This window comes from Ferdinandcohnia sp. SAFN-114 (genome assembly GCF_059415045.1).
On record NZ_JBPFDQ010000090.1, the window covers coordinates 1 to 22,506 of the forward strand.

Here is a 22,506-nt window from a genome sequence, read left to right on the forward strand (position 1 = left end):
AATATTATGCAGAAAATTCGTCAAAAGTGTACATATTTAAACAATCACTTTTGTACATTCTTAGGTTAGCATTTATACCTTGTCTCACCAATTTACAAAGCTTATACACCAGTCAACTAATCCTTTGGTTTATCTATCTCTTTTTCTAAGGCATGTACCACATACAAGCCCACAGAACATTTTAAATATGTCCTGCAAACAGATGCAAAACTTCCATGGCCAGATGCATGTCCTTAAAGCAGAATTGGAACGATGGCAGAAGGGTAAATATACAGTTGTTTTCCTTGGTTCAAATGAGGACCGAGTGAAAAAGCTGGAACAAGTCCTGTCAGATTATGAAATCGATGTACTTACAAGTAAAAGTGATGGAGATATTTTACTAGGAAAAGCACAAATCTTGCTTGGGGATTTACAAGACGGCTTTGAATTACCGTTGCAACGAATCGCAGTTATCACTGAGGAAGAGCTTTTTAAGAAGAAAATGCAAAAAACAAAACGAAAGCAAAAGCTTTCAAATGCCGAGCGGATAAAAAGCTATTCTGAATTACAGGTTGGCGACCATGTTGTTCATGTAAATCATGGTATCGGAAAGTATTTAGGCATTGAAACCTTAGAGATTAATGGAATCCACAAGGATTATTTGCATATTCGCTATCAAGGTGATGACAAACTCTATGTACCTGTTGACCAAATTGAACAGGTGCAAAAATATGTAGCTTCAGAAGGTAAAGATCCGAAGATTTACAAATTAGGTGGAACTGATTGGAAACGTGTAAAGAAAAAGGTTGAATCCTCTGTTCAGGATATAGCAGATGACTTAATAAAGTTGTATGCCGAGCGAGAGGCAAGTAAGGGATATGCATTTTCTCCTGATGGAGAAATGCAAAGAGAATTTGAGGCGTCATTCCCATATCAAGAAACAGAAGATCAGTTAAGATCGATTCAGGAAATTAAGAAGGATATGGAACGTGAACGTCCGATGGACCGCCTTCTCTGTGGAGATGTGGGTTATGGAAAGACGGAGGTTGCCATTCGCGCTGCATTCAAGGCTATTATGGATGGAAAACAGGTTGCTTTTTTAGTTCCGACCACAATCTTGGCACAACAGCACTACGAAACAATCCGCGAAAGGTTCCAGGACTTCCCTATAACAATTGGCCAATTGAGTCGATTCCGTTCAAAGAAACAACAAACGGAAGTAACAAAAGGGCTAAAGGTTGGGACAGTTGACATCGTTGTCGGAACACATCGCCTATTGTCTAAAGATATTACGTATAAAGACCTTGGGCTATTAATTATCGATGAAGAACAACGTTTTGGTGTTACACATAAGGAAAAAATCAAAAAGTTAAAAGCGAATATTGATGTGCTTACTTTAACGGCAACACCAATCCCGAGAACGCTTCACATGTCCATGCTTGGAGTCCGTGATTTGTCCGTTATCGAAACGCCACCTGAGAATCGTTTTCCAGTTCAAACATATGTTGTGGAATACAATGGTGAACTTATAAGGGAAGCGATTGAACGGGAAATGGCAAGGGATGGTCAAGTTTACTTCTTATATAATCGGGTTGAGGATATTGAGCGTAAGGCGGAAGAAATCTCGATGCTAGTTCCTGATGCAAGGATTGCATATGCTCATGGAAGAATGACTGAGAACGAACTCGAAGCAGTGATATTAAATTTCCTTGACGGTCAATATGATGTTTTAGTAACAACAACCATTATCGAAACAGGTGTTGATATTCCAAATGTGAACACATTGATTGTTCAGGATGCAGACCGGATGGGACTCTCGCAACTTTATCAGCTAAGAGGGCGTGTTGGGCGTTCGAATCGTGTTGCCTATGCGTACTTTACGTACCGAAAGGATAAGGTGTTGAACGAAGTTGCAGAAAAGCGATTACAAGCGATTAAAGAATTTACAGAGCTTGGTTCAGGCTTCAAAATTGCAATGAGAGACCTTTCTATTCGTGGTGCAGGTAATATTTTGGGAGCGCAGCAGCACGGATTTATTGATTCAGTTGGATTTGACCTTTATTCACAAATGTTGAAAGAGGCAATTGAGGAACGAAAAGGTGATACCACTACTGTAAAACCTGCAAATGTGGAAATTGATGTTGAGGTAGATGCGTATATCCCGGATGCGTACATTTCTGATGGCCGCCAAAAAATAGATATGTATAAGCGATTTAGAGGCATCACGGAGATGGAGGATGTCGAAGAATTGCAAGAGGAAATGATTGACCGATTTGGTGAATATCCAGAACAGGTAGAATACCTATTTAAGATTGCCAGAATAAAGGTATTTGCTTTGGAAGAGCAGGTTATTTCCATAAACCAAGCTAAGCAGGAAATTACCATTCTGCTCTCAGAAGAGGCAAGCAGTCAAATTGATGGCGGGAAGATTTTTAAATTAGGAAATACATTTGGCCGTATGATTAGCCTTGGAATGGAAGGCAGTAAATTAAAGATTGTTATCCAAACAAAGGGAATTGAGGCTAACCAATGGCTAGGCATTATTCATGATATGGTCAAAGGATTACAAGATGTCAAAAAGGAAAATGTGAATGCAGTTTAATTCAGGTGACATAGATGAAATTCTAACGAATAGAACCAAAGTCTGAGTTGCCTATAGTTCTTGTGTATGGTTATTTTTTCCTCTATCGAAAAATCACATTCATCGTGAATAGAACTCTGTTGGTGTAAGATACTAAACTCAACAACAAATGGTGATTTATTCAAATCTATACAAATTGTACATCAATCACCACTATTCTTTAATCATCAGATGAAAGTGAGGCATCATAAGAATGAAGGCAACTGGTATTGTTCGTCGAATTGATGATTTAGGTCGAGTAGTTATCCCGAAAGAGATCCGTAGAACGCTACGTATTAGAGAGGGAGACCCATTAGAGATTTTTGTTGATCGTGATGGAGAGGTCATTTTAAAGAAATATTCTCCGATTAGTGAACTAAGCGATTTTGCAAAGGAGTATGCGGAAGCACTTTTTGATAGCTTAGGACACCAAGTACTTATTTGTGACCGTGATGCATTTATTGCGGTTGCAGGAGGCTCCAAGAAAGAATACTTAAATAAAAACATAAGCGAACTCATTGAAAAGTCGATGGAAGACAGAACTTCTATTTTAGAAACAGAAGAGCGCCAAGTATCCATCGTTGAGGGTGCTGACGAAACAATCTCATCTTATACGATTGGTCCGATTATTGCAAATGGAGACCCAATTGGTGCTGTTGTCATATTATCAAAAGAAAAAGCACTCGGAGAAGTAGAACAAAAAGCCGTCGAAACGGCAGCCGGGTTCCTTGCGAGACAAATGGAACAGTAATAAAAAACGAATGTTTGATCCATGGAAAAGGTAGCTAATATAGCTGCCTTTTCTTCCGTTAAGGGTAATGTCTGGGGAAGTATGTTATAATACACTGGAAATTATTTAACTTTATTCAGTCGGACTGAATAAAGTTTATGCTCCGGCGGATGCCACAGATTTTTAAATGAAACTTTTCGAGCATAAGATCAAAGACTAAATGCGCCACTTCCTGTGGCAACGTCTTTGTGACCCACCTCGTGTGGGCCTAAAAATCTGGGCGCAAATACGCCAAGGCGCATTTGATTAGGAAGGAGATGGGCGATGAGCGTCCAATCCGAAGAGAGATCAAAGCGAGTTTGGGAAGGTGCTTTCATTCTTACCATAGCCGGTTTGATCACCAAGATACTTAGTGCTGGTTACCGTATCCCGTATCAAAATATCGCAGGGGATATTGGCTTTTATATTTATCAACAGGCATATCCGATCTACGGGATTGTCCTTGTTTTTTCTACATATGGATTTCCAGTGATTATATCAAAGCTTCTAGCGGAAAAAATAGAACAAGATGATGAAGTCTCTGTCATAAAAATACTATATATCACCCTATTTACGTTATTAGGATTGGGAGTACTATTATTTAGTTTTTTATACTGGGGTGCTGAAGTCGTTGCAGGTTGGATGGGTGACAAAAAACTCACACCACTAATAAAAGTGATTTCATTTTCATTTTTACTCTTGCCTTTTATCTCTGTCTTTCGTGGCTTTTTTCAAGGTCATAAAAATATGATACCAACCGCAGTTTCACAAGTAACTGAACAATCAATTCGTGTCGTAACGATTTTGTTCATGTCATTTCTACTTTTGGATTATGGGTATGGAGCATATGTGGCTGGAGCGGGAGCGATATTTGGTTCGATAACTGGAGGCTTTGCAGCTCTTTCAGTTCTCTTGTTTTACTTACTTAAAAGAAAAAAGAGCCATCAGATGAGACCTTTTTCAAACGCTTCGATAAAAACGATAGAAATTATCAAAATCCTTTTCACACAGGGGATGACAATTTGCATTAGTGCTTTGTTACTGATTCTTTTTCAGTTGGTTGATTCTTTCACTGTATACTCTTTTTTGATTTCAGGGGGAGTAGAGGAGGAAGCAGCAAAACAAGCAAAAGGAATTTATGACCGCGGACAACCACTCCTTCAGCTTGGAACTGTGGTAGCAACATCATTAGCATTATCGCTTGTCCCATTAATTGCAAGTGCAAAGGCTAGAAACGACCTAGCTTTTATTGAAGCAAAGGTTGATTTAACATTTCGTCTAAGTATAGTTGTTGGAGTTGGGGCTTCAGTAGGTCTTGCATGTGTCCTTGAACCCACAAATATCATGTTATTTCGTAATGACCTGGGAACAAACATACTCACGATTATCGGTTTATCTATTTTATTCACAACATTATCCCAATCGATTACGGCTATTTTACAAGGGCTGGGCCATCCATTCTTACCGGCAATCGTGGTCATTATTGGAATGTTAGTAAAATGGATTTTCAACCTGTTATTAATTCCAGGATACGGAACAGTTGGAGCAGCTGTTGCAACCTTCATTGCCTTTGGAGGGACATCTGTCCTACATATGTCGATTATTAAAAGAAAACTCCCCGGTGCCTTACAAAATTGGTCCTTTCTTTATCGTGTCTTATTTGCAATGATTGCCATGGGGCTAGTTATTTTTTGCTATCGATGGAGTTTGCATAAGGTGTTTCCAATAGGCGGGGAAAGTCGCATGTTTGCTAGCTTCGAGGCATTAACCTCTGTAATTATTGGAGGAGTAACCTATCTGTTTTTTATTATAAGAGGGAGTGTATTTTCAGAAGAAGAACTTTCGGAAGTCCCGATTGGATCCAAAGGAACCTTCCTTATTAGGCTAATTAAAGGGTCGTGATTAAAAAGGAGGATGAAGAGGACCGCGTCGACAAAAACGCCACGTCCTCATGTCTTGTCGACACTAGCACGTCCTGTGCGTCGAAATTTCAAGGCGACGCGAGCTCCCGAGGACCGGAGCGTATGCAGTAAATACGTGAGGACCGGAGAAGCAAGACAACGCAGAAATTCGATGTGTCATATTCACCGCACTTTTTAACATCTACTTAAAGGAGGAAAGAGAGCATGATAACAGTTATTGGTCTAGGTGCTGGAGACCTATCACAGCTTCCATTAGGCATTTATCGTAAACTTTTAGCTGCTGAACATTTGTATCTTCGAACGAAGGAGCATCCTGTTATAAAGGAATTAGAAGCTGAAGGAATTCGTTATCACTCCTTTGACGACATTTATGAAAAACATGACCAATTCGAGGATGTATATGATGAAATAGTCGACATTCTAAGGAATGAAGCGAAAACAAAGGAAATTGTTTATGCTGTGCCCGGGCACCCGATGGTAGCAGAGAAGACGACTCAGCTTTTACTTGAGGATCAAAATCTTCTAATAAAAATTGAGGGGGGCCAAAGTTTTATCGATCCTTTATTGGCTTCATTGAGAATTGATCCAATTGAAGGTTTTCAATTCATTGATGCTTTGTCCTTTGAAAAAGATGAATTACAGCTATCACAGCATATTATTATTTGTCAGGTCTATGATCAATACATAGCTTCAAATGTTAAATTAACACTAATGGAGCAATTACCTGATGAATATGAAGTATACATTGTAACAGCTGCGGGTAGTAAGGATGAAAGAATCACTAAAGTCCCTCTATATGAATTGGATCGAGGAGTAGAGGTGAACAATCTGACAAGCGTATATGTCCCTCCAGTTCAAGATGCAGAATCTCTCTATCATGATTTCCGGACTTTCAGAAGAATTATTGCTGCATTACGAGGTCCTGGGGGATGCCCGTGGGATCAAAAACAAACTCATCAATCATTAAAGAAATATTTACTAGAAGAGGTTTACGAGGTACTTGATGCAATTGATCGTGAAGATGATGATCATTTAGCAGAGGAACTAGGAGATGTACTTCTCCAAGTGGCACTGCATGCCCAAATTGGTGAGGATGAAGGCATGTTTTCAATTGATGATGTCATTCGTGGAATTTCCGAAAAGATGATTAGAAGGCATCCACATGTATTTGGTGATGTAACGGCAGAAACTGCAGATGAAGTTGTGACAAACTGGGAGCAAATCAAACAATTGGAAAAAGGCAGTAGTAAGGAAGAAAAGTCCATCTTTGATGAGATCACAAAGGGATTGCCTGGATTAATGAAAGCTGTCGAATATCAAAAAAAGGCAGCGAAGGTTGGGTTTGATTGGGATGCTGTTGAACCAATGTGGGACAAGGTTTTTGAAGAAATAAAAGAATACAAGGTAGCAGTAGAAGAAAAACAAAAAGGAGATGCCATTCAAGAATTCGGAGATATCCTTTTTGCTTTAGCTAATATAGCAAGATTTTATAAATTTGATCCAGAAGAAGCAATTGCCATGACAAATCAAAAGTTCGTAAGACGTTTTCAATTTATAGAAACAGAACTAAGAAAACAAGGGTTAAAGATAGAAGAGCAAACCCTTGAAGAACTTGATGCAATCTGGGAAAAAGCAAAACAAGCAGGACTGTAACTTTATTTAGCAGAAGTTACATTCTAGTATGGAACCAATGTTAATAAAGTTACAAAATTTTGGGAACGTCAAATAATGACTAAATAAATTTATAAGCCTCCGGCGGATGCCATGATTTTTCAAAGGAAGTTTTTCGAGCAGTAAGATTAAAGACTAAAAATGCCAAGTCCTGTGGCAACGTCTTTATGAACCACTTCCTGTTGGCCTAAAAATCAGGCGCAAATACGCCAAGGCGCACTTGATTAGAGGAAAGAGGTGAAATCATGCGTTTGGATAAATTCTTAAAAGTTTCTCGACTAATCAAACGACGCACGTTAGCAAAAGAGGTTGCAGACCAAGGCAGAATCCTCATTAATGGAATAGCTGCAAAGGCAAGTAGCAATGTGAAAATAGGTGATGAGTTAACAATCCGTTTTGGTCAGAAAATAGTAACTGTGAAAATCGAAGATCTACAAGAAACAACAAAAAAAGAAGATGCAAATAAGCTTTATTCCATCGTGAAAGAGGAAAAAGTAGAAGCATAAACATTTGATAATCTACCTAAGGCTTGTTCTAAACTCACCCACATTCTCATACATTTTACTATTAAACAAGTGGTTATTTTGATCACTTAAGTATGAATGTGGGGGTTAGAAGATGAACCAATACTACGATGGAACGCCGCCTAATAAAGGAACCGTGCAAGAACATGATGTGATTATGAGAAGTCGTAAGCTTCTTGACATAACAGGTGTAAAGCAAGTGGAAAGCTTTGATAATGAAGAATTTTTACTTGAGACTGTTATGGGTTTCCTAGCAATTCGTGGCCAAAACCTGCAAATGAAGAATCTAGATGTGGAAAAAGGTATTGTATCAATCAAAGGAAGAGTCTATGACATTAGTTATTTGGACGATCATTCGACGGAGAAGGCTAAAGGATTCTTTGGCAAGTTATTTAGATGACCCTGTCAACCCAGTTCTATACATTGCTTGCAATGATTTGTATGGGAGGTTGGCTAGGGGCCTCTCTTGATACATACCAACGTTTTTTAAATCGTTCAAGACGAAAGTATTTCTTTGTTTTTATCAATGACATTTTATTTTGGATTGTACAAGGCCTATTGTTCTTTTATACACTTTTACTAGTAAATGAGGGTGAACTGCGATTTTATGTGTTTATTGCGATATTATGTGGATTTGCAGCTTATCAAAGTTTAATAAAGTCATTTTATGTTAAGGCACTAGAACACATCATACAAGCCTTCATACGTCTTTATGAGTTCTTACTCCGTATGGGCGAATTCCTTATCATTCGACCAATTAAAATGTTGTATCAACTCATTATCGTGATTCTGCTGGGTATCTTGAATATTTTACTCGTTCTCGGGAAAATTCTTCTAAAAACCTGTTGGATATTAATCAAAATCTGTTTTGCACCAATCAAGTGGATTGGAATTATCATCTGGAGGCTGATGCCGTCGGCCGTTACGAAAAATGTAGAAAAGATTTTTTGGAAATGTGCAGGATTTTTAAAAAAGGTAGAGAATATCAAACCTATACTGATAAAATGGTGGAAGAAGATTAGGAAACAATAGGAGGCATTCTCTACAATGAGTGCAGTTCGAAAGAAAAACGTAACACAATTACAATCAACATATATGGAAAAATATAAACAGCAAGAAGAAGCCCTTCAAGTGAAACGAAAAGGCTTGATTAGAAGATTGATTGCATTTGCTATCTTAGTTGCAATCATTTCTTATGGGCTTGTTTCAATGGTTCTGTCACAACATAAGACGATGAATGAAAAAGTTGCTGAGAAGGAAAAACTACAAGAACAACTCACCGCACTAAAAGATGAGCAGGTACTTCTTGAAGAGGAAATCGTAAAACTCAACAATGATGAGTATATCGAAAAAATAATCCGCAGGGATTATTTTCTATCTAAGGAAGGCGAAATTATTTTTAAAGTGGGAGATGGGTCTTAGTCTTATTGACACTCGTTTTTTATATTATGTATAATGTATATAAATGATTTTGTTCAAATTTAAGGAGGAGCATTTTTTTTATGTCAATTGAAGTAGGCAGCAAGGTTCAAGGGAAGGTAACAGGAATTACGAATTTTGGAGCGTTTGTGGAGCTGCCAGAAGGCTCAACTGGTCTTGTCCATATTAGTGAAGTCGCTGACAATTATGTTAAAGACATTAATGAGCATTTAAAAGTTGGTGACCAAGTAGAGGTCAAGGTAATAAACGTTGAGAAAGATGGAAAGATTGGATTATCTATTAAAAAAGCTAAAGAGAATCCGAATCCACAACCACAGCGTCCACGTCACAATGGTCCACGTAATAACCGAAACGACCAACGTAATAACAATAAAACTGAAAGCTTTGAACAAAAAATGAATCGCTTTCTAAAAGACAGTGAAGATCGTCTATCTTCCTTAAAGCGTAACACCGAGTCAAAACGAGGTGGACGTGGAGCGAGAAGAGGATAACCTGCTGCTGTAGCTCTATATATAAATTTAAAAGCACCCAATTTGGGTGCTTTTTGTATGCCTTTTTTAGGAAACGGGTTGTTTTATCAGGAATGCAATTATTACAACATAATAACAAAAAAACAGTGTGAAAATCTCACACTGTTTCAGATGACCCGTACGGGATTCGAACCCGTGTTACCGCCGTGAAAGGGCGGTGTCTTAACCGCTTGACCAACGGGCCTAATTATTATGGTAGCGGCGGAGGGGATCGAACCCCCGACCTCACGGGTATGAACCGTACGCTCTAGCCAGCTGAGCTACACCGCCATAGGATAAATGAGTACTGAATAAGTATATTTTCTAAAAGAGTTAATATGTTCCTTCCTCTTCAAGTAAATTCGAAGATGATTGATGCGTCGGAACAACTCGTAGATGATTCATGGAAGTTTTGCTCGTCGCTCTAGCCAGCTGAGCTACACCGCCATAGGATAAATGAGTGCAAAAATTTATAAAATACCTGAGTTCGACAAACTCTGTCTCAAACTCTAGTAAGTAAGCACAAGTTATATAATACCTTCTGTCTATTCATTCGTCAATATTTTTTGTATTGAAGAAAAATAATACAAAAATTCGCACAATACAAACGATATTCTATGAAATTCTCCGCAAACGGATTAAATTACACTCCTATAATTCGTCATATGACATTTATTTTGTAGGAATACTGGACAAGCAGTCGAATGATTTTTCCGTTTGCTCCTGTTGTTTTGACAAAATACGTATTTCATCAACTGTATAATAACAGACAACTATTAAATACGGGGAGTGTTTGTAAATGGAAAGAATAGAGAGGAATTTAAGTGCGCCCATTACAGATGTAGCCATTGAAAAAACGCAGGACACTGTGTCTAAATGGTTTCAGCGTTTTCAAGCCAAACTTATAAATCTATTTCTACTAAAAGGGCTTTTACTAGTAGTTGTCGGGTTTTTATTAGGACGAGCTCTTATCCTGAATGAATTAACCCCCTTCGCATTACCCTTTTTCGCAGCAGTCTTTATGATGAAAAAAGGGAAGGCAGGAATAGCGATGGCAGCTGTTGTCGCGGGATCGTTTACCCTTTCGGCTGATGTGACTATTTTCACATTTTTATCCATAGCCTTTTTTCTTGTAATCTATAAGGTTCTTCAGAGGTTTAAGGTTGATTTGATTAAAGCGTTGCCAACACTTGTGTTAATTTCATCGGCAATCACTAAGGCGGGAATTCTTTATCTTACACAAGGTGCAATTACAATACATGATGGGGTAATGATCGGTGTTGGCTCGGGTCTAGCCTTTATATTAACCTTAATATTTCTGCAAAGCGTACCATTATTAACAGAGAAACGAAGGAGACAATCGTTTAAAACGGAAGAAGTTATTTGTTTAATTATTTTAATTGCCTCTGTGTTAACAGGAACAATGGGCTGGCTCGTATACGAGATGTCCATTTCAAATATCCTTTCTAGGTATGTCGTCCTTTTGTTTGCGTTTGTAGCAGGAGCGACCATTGGATCCACTGTTGGGGTTGTAACGGGTCTAATTTTAAGTCTAGCTAATGTGACGAGCTTGTACCAAATGAGTCTTCTCGCTTTTTCAGGTTTGCTAGGTGGCCTCTTAAAAGAAGGAAAAAAAGCTGGAGTGGCACTTGGATTAATTGTAGGAACACTCTTAATTGGCCTTTACGGAGAAGGTGCGAGTCAAATTATTCCTACTTTATATGAATCTGGTGTAGCAATTTTTTTATTTTTACTGACGCCTAAAGGTTTAATAAGTAAAGTAGCGAAGAATATTCCAGGCACACCGGAGCATAGTGCAGAACAGCAGCAATACCTTCGTAAAATTCGTGATGTAACAGCTCATCGCGTTTCGCAATTTTCAACTGTGTTTGAAGCTTTATCTAATAGTTTTTCAGAATACGGATATCCCGTTGAAGATGAGGATAAGGACCGTGAAGTCGATCTGTTTCTAAGCAATGTAACAGAAAAAACGTGCCAATCGTGTTTCAAAAAGGAGGCGTGCTGGTCCAAGAACTTTAATAAAACATATGATTACATGAAAGATATTATGCATGGTTGTGAAACAAATTCTCTCATGTATAATCACAAACTTACGAGAGACTGGGAAAAGCATTGTGTACGATCGAAAAAAGTAATTGAAGCGGTCGAACAGGAATTTACGTATTATCAAGCAAATCAAAAGCTTAAGAAACAAGTAAAGGAGAGTAGAAAACTAGTAGCCGATCAATTATTAGGTGTGTCTCAGGTAATGAGTGATTTTGCCAAGGAGATTCAACGCGAGGGTGAAAACCATCATTTGTTAGAGGAGCAAATACTTGATGCCTTACAATCATTTGGAATTCAAATAGGCCATGTAGAGATTTATAGTGTGGAGCAAGGAAATGTAGATATTGAATTAAGTATTCCATATTGCAATGGAAGTGGGGAGTGTGAAAAGTTAATTGCACCAATGCTATCCGATATTCTTGAAGAAACAATTCTCGTAAAAAGGGAGGAATGCTCAGCTTATCCAAACGGATTTTGTCACGTAACCCTAGGCTCGGCAAAAGCCTATGTCATTGATACAGGTGCTGCCCATGCTGCCAAGGGTGGAGGACTTGTATCGGGCGACAGTTATTCAACAATTGAATTAGGAGTTGGAAAGCATGCGGTAGCCATCAGTGATGGAATGGGCAATGGAGAGCGTGCCCATTACGAAAGCAATGAAACTTTGGAGTTATTAAAGAAAATCCTCCAATCTGGTATTGAAGAGAAAGTCGCGATTAAATCAGTCAACTCCATACTCTCATTACGAACAACAGATGAAATATTCTCAACGCTAGATTTAGCGGTTATTGATCTTCAAGACGCAAGTGCAAAGTTCTTAAAAATCGGCTCGACGCCAAGTTATATAAAGAGAGGAGACAAAATTAGTAAAATACAGGCAAGTAATCTACCAATGGGAATCATTGAGGACTTTGAAGTGGAGGTAGTTGATGAACAATTAAAGGCTGGTGACCTTTTAATCATGATGAGCGATGGCATTTTTGAAGGTCCAAAGCATGTCGAAAATCATGATATGTGGATGAAACGTAAAATAAAAGAAATCCAAACGAATGACCCGCAAGAGATTGCAGATTTGATTATGGAGGAGGTTATCCGCACTAGATCGGGGCAAATTGAAGATGATATGACAATTGTTGTGACAAAGATAAAACATAATACACCAAAATGGGCAGCCATCCCAGCGTATGCGTACCAGAAAACAAAGAGCAAGGCGATTTGATTCTATCGAAAGGGGTTTAAAAGACTATTATTTTGTCCATCCTGTTACTAACTTTAAATCAGTTGGAGGGGATGGAACGTGCAAAAAGGCACATTGAAGCAAATTCTATTAATTACGGATGGTTGTTCAAACCAAGGGGAAGATCCGATTGCAATGGCTGCTCTTGCTAGAGAGCAGGGAATTACGATTAATGTTATTGGGGTAGTAGAGCAGGATACGATTGATGAACAAGGAATGCAGGAAATAGAAGGTATGGCAACTGCTGGTGGAGGCGTAAGCCAAATCGTTTATTCCACTCAGTTATCACAAACTGTTCAAATGGTAACAAAGCAAGCGATGACCCAAACCCTACAAGGGGTGGTCAACAAGGAGCTTCAGCAAATCCTTGGATCGAAGACATCAATGGAGGACCTTCCGCCAGAGAAACGTGGAGAAGTAATGGAGGTAGTTGATGAGCTTGGTGAAACGGTTGATTTAGAGGTTTTAGTTTTAGTGGATACGAGTGCAAGTATGAAGCACAAGTTGCCAACAGTAAAAGAAGCCTTACTGGATCTCTCAATTAGTCTAAATTCGAGAATGGGAGACAATCAATTTTCTGTGTTTGTATTTCCTGGGAAAAAAGTCGAAGTCGAAAGGGTATTAGATTGGACGCCAAGACTAGAATCTTTATCTAGTATTTTTCCAAAGCTAACAACCGGTGGAATCACGCCAACTGGTCCAGCAATTCGTGAATCACTTACCCACTTCAAGAAAAAAAGATCATTAAGGAGCTTGTTGTCTCGTGATGATGAACAATACTACGAAGAGTCAGGTATGTAAGGTTTCCCCTGGTACTGTTATCACTGGAAAATGGCATAAAAAATCATATCGTATTGTGAGACCTTTAGGACAAGGTGCCAATGGTATTGTCTATTTAGCGGAAAGTATGAATGGCCCTGTGGCTTTAAAAATAAGTGAAAATGGCGTAACAATTACGTCAGAGGTGAATGTACTTAAACACTTTTCAAAGGTCCAAGGCTCTGCCCTTGGACCTTCTTTTATAGATGTTGATGATTGGATAAGACCGGGTGTCACCAGCCCAATCTCCTTTTATGTAATGGAATATATTCGAGGAGAAAGTTTTTTGTCTTTCATTGAAAAAAGAGGAAAAGAATGGACGGGAATCCTATGTTTGCAGTTACTAGCTGATTTAGACCGTCTCCATCAAGAAGGGTGGGTATTTGGCGACTTAAAACCGGATAATCTCCTTGTTGCTGGAAACCCGCCTAAAATAAGATGTATCGACGTTGGTGGAACAACTGTGCAAGGTAGAGCTATTAAGGAGTTTACCGAATTTTTTGACCGTGGATATTGGGGAGCGGGCTCGAGAAAAGCAGAACCTTCCTATGATTTATTTGCAGTTGCAATGATTATCATTAATACAGCCTATCCAAACCGGTTTACAAGAACAGACCAACCTGTAAACCAACTTAAATCTATTATTGCAAATACGGAGTCTCTACGAAAAATAGATACGGTCCTTTATCAAGCGATAGACGGAAAATATCTGCGCGCTCAAGACATGAGAAAAGATCTAGTTATGAAGTTAAGCCAAGCTAGTAAGGGGCATGCTTCTGTTCAAAAAACACGGGCAGCAAGAAAGCCACAAACGAAGACTATACCAACAAGAAGTAATCATTCTAATCCAAATCTATCGAGGGTGAATAAACAACCAAAGCCAAAAAAACAAAAGGGCGGCGTTCTTGAAACGGTATTATTGCTTCTCTTTGTATCACTGGGATATCTACTTTATCTGTATGGACAAGTTCTGTAAAATTGCTTTGGAAAGTGATACGATAAATGTATTCTTTAGTTCCGTAAAAAGGATTGGTCCGACAATGATTGAAAAAGTAAACCAGTTTATTGAGAAACATGAATTAATAAAGAAGGAATCCACAATAATAGTAGGGGTATCCGGTGGCCCGGATTCCCTTGCTTTACTGCATTATTTGTATCATCATCAAAAGGGTTCATATTCAACACTTATTGCTGCCCATGTTGACCACATGTTCAGAGGGAAAGAATCAGAGGAGGATTTACTGTTCGTAAAGGGGTTTTGTGAGGAGTATAAAATTCCTTTTGAATCAATCCAATTCGATGTCACATCCTATAAAAAGAAACACAGTTTAAGTTCCCAGGTAGCTGCCAGAGAAATAAGGTATCATTTTTTTGATGAACTTATGAGAAAATATAAAGCAGATCATTTAGCACTTGGACATCATGGGGATGATCAAATTGAAACGATTCTAATGAGATTGGTAAGAGGCAGTAAAGGAATCGGGTATGCGGGTATACAAATAAACCGCCCCTTTTCATGCGGAACGATTATTCGTCCATTTTTAGCAGTAACAAGAACTGAAATTGAAGAGTATTGCCTCAAAATGAATCTTATTCCAAGACGCGATCCTTCTAATGAAAAAGACGACTATGTACGAAATCGATTTAGACATCATGTTCTTCCATTTTTAAAACAGGAAAATTCTGCGGTACATGAGCATTTTTTGCGATTTAGTCAATACATTACAGAGGATAATCAGGTTTTAGATGAATTAACAAGTGAGAAAATGAATAAAGTAATGAAAAGGAATGAAGGTAACGAAATAGAGATTGAAATATCTACCTTTTTAGCAATGCCAAAATCTTTACAAAGAAGAGGGATTCAACTAATATTAAACTATCTCTACAAAGAACTTCCTCCTTCTCTTTCTGCCATACATATCGACAATTTGTTAACTTTCTTGGAGAGTAGCCATCCATCCGGAGAATTGCATTTTCCTTCGGGGTTACGAATTGTAAAATCTTATGATAGTTGTACATATACTTATACGGATTATAAGGATAACGTAAGCCCCTATCGATTCCAGATTGATTCACCTGGGCTTTATAAACTTGAAGATGGTAGTGAGATAAAGAGTCAAGTGTGGAGGAACTATCCTAGAGGCTTGGTCGGAAATGACTGTTTCGTCGTCGATCCAGACAAAATCCAATTGCCCATTTATGTCCGTACGAGAAAAATCGGAGATAAAATGACGCTAAAAGGAATGAATGGTTCTAAAAAAGTGAAGGATATCTTCATCGATGAAAAAATACCCCTTCACCGGCGTAATTTCTGGCCGATAGTCGAGGATGAACAAGGAGAGATTTTGTGGCTTCCAGGATTGAAAAAGTCATCACATGAAGCAACATGTAAAACAAAATCACACTATATCGTACTACAATACACGCAATGATTTTAGGGGGCTTTAAAGAATGAAGCAGGATATTGAGAAGGTTTTATTTTCCGAGGAAGAATTACAGCAAAAAATTAAAGAATTAGGTAATACTTTAACAGAGGACTATAAGGATAAATTTCCTTTAGCAATTGGAATACTAAAAGGAGCTATGCCTTTTATGGGCGATCTGTTAAAGAGGGTAGATACACACTTAGAAATGGATTTTATGGATGTGTCAAGCTACGGAAACTCAACCGTATCTTCTGGAGAGGTAAAAATCATCAAGGACTTGGATACTTCTGTAGAGGGAAGAGATATTCTGGTAATTGAAGATATTATCGATAGTGGTTTAACACTAAGTTATATCGTTGAATTATTCCGTTATCGCAAGGCAAAATCCATTAAAATTGTTACACTTTTGGATAAGCCTACTGGAAGAAAGGCTGATATTAATGCAGACTATGTTGGATTTATCGTTCCTGATGAGTTTGTTGTTGGTTACGGTCTCGACTATGCTGAGAAGTACCGTAATCTGCCGTACATCGGAGTTTTAAAACCTGAGGTCTATTCAAAATAAGTTTTTTGGAAAAACTGACCCTTTTTTGAAACCTATTGGCAGGTTAAACGTAAATCATTTGAATAGCAATTATTATCTATGATACTATTTACTATAGTTTGTTCACCGCGGGAGGAGGTAAGGGATGAATCGGATTTTTAGAAATGTCATATTCTATTTACTCATATTTTTAGTCATAATCGGAGTGGTTAGCTTCTTCCAAGGAGCCAATGGCCAGCCTGAAGTGATGAAATATGGAAAGTTTGTTGAACATCTCGAAACAGGAGATGTAAAAAATATCACGGTACAACCCGAAAGAGGCGTCTTTGAAGTAAGAGGCCAATTAAATGGCTACAAAGAGGATCAATATTTTGTAACAAATATTATCGGAAGCCAAAAAGAAGTAGATCGGATTTATGAAGCGGCGAAGAACGCAGACGTAGATATACTTAAAGCGAAGGAAACAAGCGGCTGGGTAACCTTCTTTACGTCGATTATCCCATTTGTTATCATCTTTATTTTATTCTTCTTCCTACTTAACCAAGCCCAAGGCGGCGGCAGTAGGGTTATGAACTTCGGTAAGAGTAAAGCGAAGCTATATAGCGAAGAAAAGAAAAAGGTTAGATTTAAAGATGTTGCAGGAGCGGACGAAGAGAAGCAAGAGCTTATTGAAGTAGTTGAGTTTTTGAAAGACCCTCGGAAATTTGCTGATCTAGGTGCAAGAATTCCAAAAGGGATCCTTCTTGTTGGACCTCCTGGAACAGGTAAAACATTGCTTGCCCGTGCTGCTGCTGGTGAAGCGGGAGTTCCATTCTTCTCAATCAGTGGTTCAGATTTCGTTGAAATGTTCGTAGGGGTTGGTGCTTCACGTGTACGTGACTTATTTGAAAATGCTAAGAAAAATGCGCCATGTATCATTTTTATAGATGAAATTGACGCAGTTGGACGTCAGCGTGGTGCTGGTCTTGGTGGCGGTCATGATGAGCGTGAGCAAACCTTAAACCAATTGCTAGTTGAGATGGACGGATTCGGTGCAAACGAAGGAATCATCATCGTTGCAGCAACAAACCGCCCAGACATTCTAGACCCTGCCCTTCTACGTCCAGGACGTTTTGACCGTCAAATCACAGTTGACCGTCCGGATGTTAAAGGAAGAGAAGCGGTTTTACGAGTTCATGCTCGTAATAAGCCTTTTGATGAATCGGTTGATCTAAAAGCTATCGCTGCAAGAACTCCAGGATTCTCAGGTGCAGACCTAGAAAACTTACTTAATGAAGCAGCACTCGTTGCTGCTCGACAAAACAAGAAGAAAATTGATATGGCAGATCTTGATGAAGCGTCAGACCGCGTAATTGCGGGTCCAGCGAAAAAGAACCGTGTCATTTCGAAAAAAGAACGCAATATCGTGGCGTTCCACGAAGCGGGACATACCGTTATTGGAATGGTGCTTGATGAAGCGGATATGGTTCACAAGGTAACGATTGTGCCTCGTGGTCAAGCCGGCGGTTATGCAGTAATGCTTCCTAAGGAAGATCGTTACTTCATGACAAAACCTGAACTGTTAGATAAAATCACTGGTCTATTAGGTGGTCGTGTAGCAGAAGAAATTACATTTGGAGAAGTGAGTACAGGTGCTCATAATGACTTCCAACGTGCTACAGGTATTGCTCGTAAAATGGTTACCGAATATGGAATGAGTGAAAAATTAGGTCCTCTTCAATTTGGTCAAGCGCAGGGTGGTCAAGTGTTCTTAGGACGCGATATCCACAATGAGCAAAACTATAGTGATGCTATTGCACACGAAATTGATCTTGAAATTCAACGCTTTATTAAGGAAAGCTACGAGAAAGCTCGCAAGATCCTTACAGAAAATCAAGATAAACTTAAGCTTATCGCAGAGACATTACTTGAGGTTGAAACATTAGATGCTGCCCAAATCAAGAGCTTATTCGAAGAAGGTAAATTACCTGACCGACCAGTAGCGATTGAAGGAACAGACAAACCAAAAGAAGATGTAAAAGTTACAATTAACTCTAAAAAAGATAATGACGTAACTGAAGGCGAAAACAAGAATAAAGAAGAATAACGTAAGAGGTGTCTACAACAAAATGTAGACACCTTTTTGGTTTCGAGCAAACCCCCGACTGAGTAAAGTTAATTGTGGAATACTAAAAAGCAGGTGTGGTATGATGTTTGCAAAGTCATACGTTATATGTTGGGGGTACTTCATGATTTTCGTTTTTGATGTGGGAAACACGAATATGGTTTTAGGGGTATTTGAAAATAATGTATTAAAACATCATTGGAGAATTGAAACAAGCCGGAACAAAACAGAAGATGAATATGGACTTGTTATCAAGTCATTATTAGAACATGAAGGATTAACCTTCAAAGATATTAAGGGCATTATCATGTCCTCTGTCGTTCCGCCAATTATGTTTGCTCTGGAACGAATGTGTCTAAAGTATTTTGGTATAAAGCCTATGGTGGTTGGGCCAGGTATTAAAACAGGCCTAAATATAAAATATGATAACCCGAGGGAAGTGGGTGCTGATAGGATCGTCAATGCTGTTGCAGGCATTCATTTATATGGAAGTCCACTCATCATTGTTGATTTCGGTACAGCCACAACTTACTGCTACATAAATGAGAAGAAGCAATATATGGGAGGAGCGATTGCGCCCGGAATTGCCATTTCAACAGAGGCTTTATATTCAAGGGCTGCTAAATTGCCAAGAATTGAAATAGCCCGTCCAGAAGGTGTGATTGGAAGAAACACGGTGAGTGCGATGCAAGCAGGTATATTATTTGGTTACGTTGGTCAGGTTGAAGGTATAGTAGCCCGTATCAAAGCACAGGCGATTGAAAAACCAAAAGTAATTGCAACTGGTGGACTCGCTGCATTAATCGCTGCTGAATCACATGCGATTGATGAGGTTGACCCATTTTTAACATTAAAAGGCTTACAGCTTATCTATCAACGTAATATGGAAGCAAAAAGCTGACAACATCAACGAACAACATGAAAAGGAGAAAAACTATGAGTGATTATTTAATTAAGGCATTAGCCTATGATGGACAGGTTCGCGCATATGCGATAGATTCAACAGATACAGTTGCTGAGGCTCAAAGACGCCATTATACATGGCCGACTGCGTCTGCTGCACTTGGAAGAACGATGACTGCAGGTGTTATGTTAGGAGCCACCCTAAAGGGGGAAGTCAAGCTAACAATCAAAGTTGAGGGTGGAGGACCAATCGGAATTATCCTTGTCGATACAAATGCAAAAGGTGAAGTAAGAGGATATGTAACAAATCCACAAACGCATTTTGACTTAAATGAGCATGGGAAACTGGATGTAAGAAGAGCTGTAGGAACAGATGGCACTTTAACAGTTGTTAAGGATGTAGGCATGAGGGAACAATTTTCAGGTCAAGTTCCAATAGTATCAGGAGAATTAGGAGAGGATTTTACCTATTATCTTGTTACTTCAGAGCAGACTCCTTCATCAGTTGGAGTAGGGGTTTTAGTGAACCCAGATAATTCAATTTTAGCTGCTGGAGGTTTCCTCATTCAGCTTATGCCGGGTACTGATGAGGTTACAATATCTCGAATTGAAAAAAGATTACAAGAAATAGAACCAATCTCAAAAATGATTGAAAAGGGACTTACACCAGAGGACATCTTAGCAGAGATTATTGGCAAGGAACACCTTAAAATTCTTGAAAAGATGCCAGTGTCCTTTGTCTGCCCTTGCTCTAAAGAACGAATTGAACGTGCAATTATTAGCCTTGGCACAGATGAAATCGAGGCAATGATTGAAGAAGATGGTAAAGCAGAGGCACAATGTCATTTTTGTAATGAAAAGTATCATTTTTCAAAAGATGAGTTAATAGAATTAAAAAACCAGGCAAAGTAAGGTAATGGGAGATGGGAAGATGAATCGAAAGATATTGTGGTCAATTATTGCTGCTCTCGTTATCACTAACTGTTTGTCGATTGTATACTTTGCAGCAGCTAAGCCAGATGAAAAAACGATTAAGGCTTCAAAACCTGTTGTCGCTAGTGGGGAAGAAGAGGTGGTTGCGACAATTGGGGATACAACCATAACAAGACAACAATGGTTACATGAACTTGAAGGGCGATATGGAAAACAAATTTTAGAAGAAATGATTGATGAAGAAGTTGTTCGTCAGATGGCCGAAAAGCATGAGATTACTTTATCTGAAGATGCTGTTGATCGTGAATTAACGTTAATAAAGACGATGTATAATACGATTGATCATGAGAAAATAAATGACGAGCACTGGAAGGAACAAATCGAGTTAAGCATTTTATTAGAAGAACTTTTAACGAAGGATGCTGTTATTTCAGAAAACGAAATGAAACATTTCTATAAGGAAAACAAGCATCTATATGAAATTCCAAAGTCATACCACCTTTCCCATATTGTTGTGAAAACAAAGAAATCGGCGGAACAGGTTCGGGATGAACTAGAAAATGGTTCTAGCTTTTCAGCACTAGCAATGGAAAAATCGATTGATGAGTTTTCAGCAAATCGGGGTGGGGAACTCGGATATGTAAATGCAGAAAATGGATATGCACCAGATAACTATTTGGAAGTTGCTGAGAGCTTGAAGCCGAATGAGTGGAGTGAACCGATCAAAGTAGAGGATGGTTATGCAGTGGTTATTCTTCATGAGATCATTGATGCTGTAACCTATTCCTATGAGGATGTAAAGGATCAAATTAAGCGCCAAATCGCAATAGACCAAATGAATGGAACGATTTCAGTAGAGCCATTTTGGAAAGAACTTGATGTGAAGTGGTTCTATGAAAAACAACAGTAATTTTCAGAAAAAATTCACAAAACGCAAGCCGCAAATTCATTGACTTTTATGGGCGTAGTTGGTAAATTGTAGATAAAACCAATAAAAATAGTAGGGATTGAGGGTGGAATCATGACAAGAGTAGCAAATTCAATCTATGAGTTAATCGGTCAAACACCAGTTGTAAAGCTTAACCATTTAGTTGATGAAGATAGTGCTGATGTTTATGTGAAGCTTGAGTTCTTTAACCCAGGTAGCAGTGTAAAAGATAGAATTGCTTTAGCGATGATTGAAGCAGCAGAGAAAAAAGGGGAATTAAAACCTGGTGACACAATTATTGAGCCAACTAGTGGAAACACGGGTATCGGTTTAGCGATGGTAGCAGCTGCTAAAGGTTTAAAGGCAATCCTAGTAATGCCTGATACAATGAGTATGGAGCGTCGTAACCTCTTACGTGCATACGGAGCGGAGCTCGTTTTAACACCAGGTTCTGAAGGGATGAGAGGTGCTGTTAACAAGGCTGAAGAGCTTGTTAAAGAACATGGCTATTTCATGGCACAACAGTTTGATAATGAAGCAAACCCTGAAATTCACCGTTTAACGACTGGTAAAGAAATTGTTGAGCAGATGGGTGACCAATTAGATGCGTTTGTATCTGGTATTGGTACAGGTGGAACTATTACTGGAGCAGGTGTGGTATTAAAAGAGAAATATCCTAACATCCATATTGTTGCAGTAGAACCAGCTGACTCTGCAATTCTATCTGGTGGAAAACCAGGTCCTCACAAAATCCAGGGAATAGGTGCAAACTTTGTACCGAGCGTTCTAAACACTGAGATTTATGATGAAGTATTTACCGTTAAAAATGAAGAAGCAATCGAATATGCACGTCGTACAGGTCAAGAGGAAGGATTCCTTGTAGGTATCTCTTCTGGAGCGGCTATCTTTGCTGCACTTCAAGTTGCGAAAAAATTAGGTAAAGGCAAGAAAGTACTTGCGGTCGTCCCAGATAATGGTGAGCGTTACTTAAGTACAGTTCTTTATCAATTTGATGAGCAATAATTCAACATACAAAAGAGGCTGGGACAAAACCCTCCTCTGAAATGAAAAAGCCTGTGGAATTTTACCATGAGTAAAATTTCACAGGCTT

Annotated in this window: 18 protein-coding genes, 2 tRNA genes and 1 pseudogene; 19 read left to right on the top strand and 2 right to left on the bottom strand. The window is 38.8% G+C overall.

Annotated features, from left to right (window positions below; genetic code table 11):
• Window positions 1–79 precede the first annotated feature (79 nt).
• The 9 genes and pseudogenes from mfd to ACR65M_RS21930 all read left to right on the top strand — a co-directional run.
• A pseudogene (gene mfd / locus ACR65M_RS21890) lies at window positions 80–2,581 on the top strand (transcription-repair coupling factor); the annotation flags it as partial.
• Between the two features lie 232 nt (window positions 2,582–2,813).
• On the top strand, window positions 2,814–3,350 hold the full coding sequence (spoVT, locus tag ACR65M_RS21895) for a stage V sporulation protein T (RefSeq protein WP_099353514.1): 537 nt from the start codon (window positions 2,814–2,816) through the stop codon (window positions 3,348–3,350).
• 303 nt (window positions 3,351–3,653) lie between these two features.
• Window positions 3,654–5,270 (top strand): putative polysaccharide biosynthesis protein, encoded by a 1,617-nt coding sequence (locus tag ACR65M_RS21900; protein WP_440274408.1) that lies wholly within the window; start codon window positions 3,654–3,656, stop codon window positions 5,268–5,270.
• A 224-nt stretch (window positions 5,271–5,494) separates the two neighbouring features.
• A complete protein-coding gene (gene yabN / locus ACR65M_RS21905; RefSeq protein ID WP_440274409.1) occupies window positions 5,495–6,943 on the top strand; it encodes a bifunctional methyltransferase/pyrophosphohydrolase YabN in 1,449 nt (482 codons plus the stop codon).
• 263 nt (window positions 6,944–7,206) lie between these two features.
• Window positions 7,207–7,467, top strand: a complete 261-nt coding sequence (locus tag ACR65M_RS21910; protein WP_121449298.1) for a S4 domain-containing protein — start codon at window positions 7,207–7,209, stop codon at window positions 7,465–7,467.
• Between the two features lie 112 nt (window positions 7,468–7,579).
• Window positions 7,580–7,885, top strand: coding sequence for a sporulation protein YabP (yabP, locus tag ACR65M_RS21915; protein WP_341329583.1), 306 nt, complete (start codon window positions 7,580–7,582; stop codon window positions 7,883–7,885).
• A complete protein-coding gene (gene yabQ / locus ACR65M_RS21920; protein ID WP_341329584.1) occupies window positions 7,882–8,517 on the top strand; it encodes a spore cortex biosynthesis protein YabQ in 636 nt (211 codons plus the stop codon). Before yabP ends, yabQ begins: the two co-directional genes overlap by 4 nt.
• 15 nt (window positions 8,518–8,532) lie before the next feature.
• Window positions 8,533–8,907 carry an FtsB family cell division protein gene (locus ACR65M_RS21925; protein ID WP_121449295.1) on the top strand — a complete coding sequence of 125 codons (375 nt, stop codon included), beginning with the start codon at window positions 8,533–8,535 and terminating at the stop codon, window positions 8,905–8,907.
• Between the two features lie 80 nt (window positions 8,908–8,987).
• Window positions 8,988–9,416, top strand: a complete 429-nt coding sequence (locus ACR65M_RS21930) for a S1 domain-containing RNA-binding protein (protein ID WP_440274410.1) — start codon at window positions 8,988–8,990, stop codon at window positions 9,414–9,416.
• A 151-nt stretch (window positions 9,417–9,567) separates the two neighbouring features.
• On the opposite strand, the gene ACR65M_RS21935 is transcribed toward ACR65M_RS21930, so the two are convergent.
• Both ACR65M_RS21935 and ACR65M_RS21940 read right to left on the bottom strand, forming a co-directional pair.
• Window positions 9,568–9,639 (bottom strand) — tRNA-Glu (locus ACR65M_RS21935).
• Window positions 9,640–9,648: 9 nt separating this feature from the next.
• Window positions 9,649–9,725: transfer RNA gene (locus ACR65M_RS21940), tRNA-Met, on the bottom strand.
• 508 nt (window positions 9,726–10,233) lie between these two features.
• Here ACR65M_RS21940 and spoIIE point away from each other — a divergent pair.
• From spoIIE to cysK, 10 genes are all read left to right on the top strand, one after another.
• Entirely contained in the window at window positions 10,234–12,720 is a 2,487-nt protein-coding gene (gene spoIIE / locus ACR65M_RS21945) for a stage II sporulation protein E (protein WP_440274411.1), read from the top strand.
• Window positions 12,721–12,798: 78 nt separating this feature from the next.
• Window positions 12,799–13,539, top strand: coding sequence for a VWA domain-containing protein (locus ACR65M_RS21950; protein ID WP_440274412.1), 741 nt, complete (start codon window positions 12,799–12,801; stop codon window positions 13,537–13,539).
• Window positions 13,505–14,533, top strand: a complete 1,029-nt coding sequence (gene prkT / locus ACR65M_RS21955) for a serine/threonine protein kinase PrkT (protein WP_440274413.1) — start codon at window positions 13,505–13,507, stop codon at window positions 14,531–14,533. Before ACR65M_RS21950 ends, prkT begins: the two co-directional genes overlap by 35 nt.
• A gap of 64 nt (window positions 14,534–14,597) precedes the next feature.
• Window positions 14,598–15,989 (top strand): tRNA lysidine(34) synthetase TilS, encoded by a 1,392-nt coding sequence (gene tilS, locus ACR65M_RS21960; protein WP_440274416.1) that lies wholly within the window; start codon window positions 14,598–14,600, stop codon window positions 15,987–15,989.
• A 19-nt stretch (window positions 15,990–16,008) separates the two neighbouring features.
• On the top strand, window positions 16,009–16,548 hold the full coding sequence (gene hpt, locus ACR65M_RS21965; RefSeq protein ID WP_121449289.1) for a hypoxanthine phosphoribosyltransferase: 540 nt from the start codon (window positions 16,009–16,011) through the stop codon (window positions 16,546–16,548).
• Window positions 16,549–16,672: 124 nt separating this feature from the next.
• A complete protein-coding gene (ftsH, locus tag ACR65M_RS21970; protein ID WP_341329589.1) occupies window positions 16,673–18,613 on the top strand; it encodes an ATP-dependent zinc metalloprotease FtsH in 1,941 nt (646 codons plus the stop codon).
• A gap of 142 nt (window positions 18,614–18,755) precedes the next feature.
• A complete protein-coding gene (locus ACR65M_RS21975; RefSeq protein ID WP_440274414.1) occupies window positions 18,756–19,532 on the top strand; it encodes a type III pantothenate kinase in 777 nt (258 codons plus the stop codon).
• A gap of 35 nt (window positions 19,533–19,567) precedes the next feature.
• Window positions 19,568–20,446 (top strand): Hsp33 family molecular chaperone HslO, encoded by an 879-nt coding sequence (hslO, locus tag ACR65M_RS21980; RefSeq protein WP_341329591.1) that lies wholly within the window; start codon window positions 19,568–19,570, stop codon window positions 20,444–20,446.
• A 19-nt stretch (window positions 20,447–20,465) separates the two neighbouring features.
• Entirely contained in the window at window positions 20,466–21,377 is a 912-nt protein-coding gene (locus ACR65M_RS21985; protein WP_440274415.1) for a peptidyl-prolyl cis-trans isomerase, read from the top strand.
• 111 nt (window positions 21,378–21,488) lie between these two features.
• Entirely contained in the window at window positions 21,489–22,418 is a 930-nt protein-coding gene (gene cysK / locus ACR65M_RS21990; RefSeq protein ID WP_341329593.1) for a cysteine synthase A, read from the top strand.
• The last annotated feature ends 88 nt before the right edge of the window (window positions 22,419–22,506 follow it).

Coding starts and splice junctions, on each gene's coding strand:
- spoVT (WP_099353514.1), top strand. CDS start 2,814: ATGAAGGCAACTGGTATTGTTCGTCGAATTGATGATTTAGGTCGAGTA.
- ACR65M_RS21900 (WP_440274408.1), top strand. CDS start 3,654: ATGAGCGTCCAATCCGAAGAGAGATCAAAGCGAGTTTGGGAAGGTGCT.
- yabN (WP_440274409.1), top strand. CDS start 5,495: ATGATAACAGTTATTGGTCTAGGTGCTGGAGACCTATCACAGCTTCCA.
- ACR65M_RS21910 (WP_121449298.1), top strand. CDS start 7,207: ATGCGTTTGGATAAATTCTTAAAAGTTTCTCGACTAATCAAACGACGC.
- yabP (WP_341329583.1), top strand. CDS start 7,580: ATGAACCAATACTACGATGGAACGCCGCCTAATAAAGGAACCGTGCAA.
- yabQ (WP_341329584.1), top strand. CDS start 7,882: ATGACCCTGTCAACCCAGTTCTATACATTGCTTGCAATGATTTGTATG.
- ACR65M_RS21925 (WP_121449295.1), top strand. CDS start 8,533: ATGAGTGCAGTTCGAAAGAAAAACGTAACACAATTACAATCAACATAT.
- ACR65M_RS21930 (WP_440274410.1), top strand. CDS start 8,988: ATGTCAATTGAAGTAGGCAGCAAGGTTCAAGGGAAGGTAACAGGAATT.
- spoIIE (WP_440274411.1), top strand. CDS start 10,234: ATGGAAAGAATAGAGAGGAATTTAAGTGCGCCCATTACAGATGTAGCC.
- prkT (WP_440274413.1), top strand. CDS start 13,505: ATGATGAACAATACTACGAAGAGTCAGGTATGTAAGGTTTCCCCTGGT.
- tilS (WP_440274416.1), top strand. CDS start 14,598: ATGATTGAAAAAGTAAACCAGTTTATTGAGAAACATGAATTAATAAAG.
- hpt (WP_121449289.1), top strand. CDS start 16,009: ATGAAGCAGGATATTGAGAAGGTTTTATTTTCCGAGGAAGAATTACAG.
- ftsH (WP_341329589.1), top strand. CDS start 16,673: ATGAATCGGATTTTTAGAAATGTCATATTCTATTTACTCATATTTTTA.
- ACR65M_RS21975 (WP_440274414.1), top strand. CDS start 18,756: ATGATTTTCGTTTTTGATGTGGGAAACACGAATATGGTTTTAGGGGTA.
- hslO (WP_341329591.1), top strand. CDS start 19,568: ATGAGTGATTATTTAATTAAGGCATTAGCCTATGATGGACAGGTTCGC.
- ACR65M_RS21985 (WP_440274415.1), top strand. CDS start 20,466: ATGAATCGAAAGATATTGTGGTCAATTATTGCTGCTCTCGTTATCACT.
- cysK (WP_341329593.1), top strand. CDS start 21,489: ATGACAAGAGTAGCAAATTCAATCTATGAGTTAATCGGTCAAACACCA.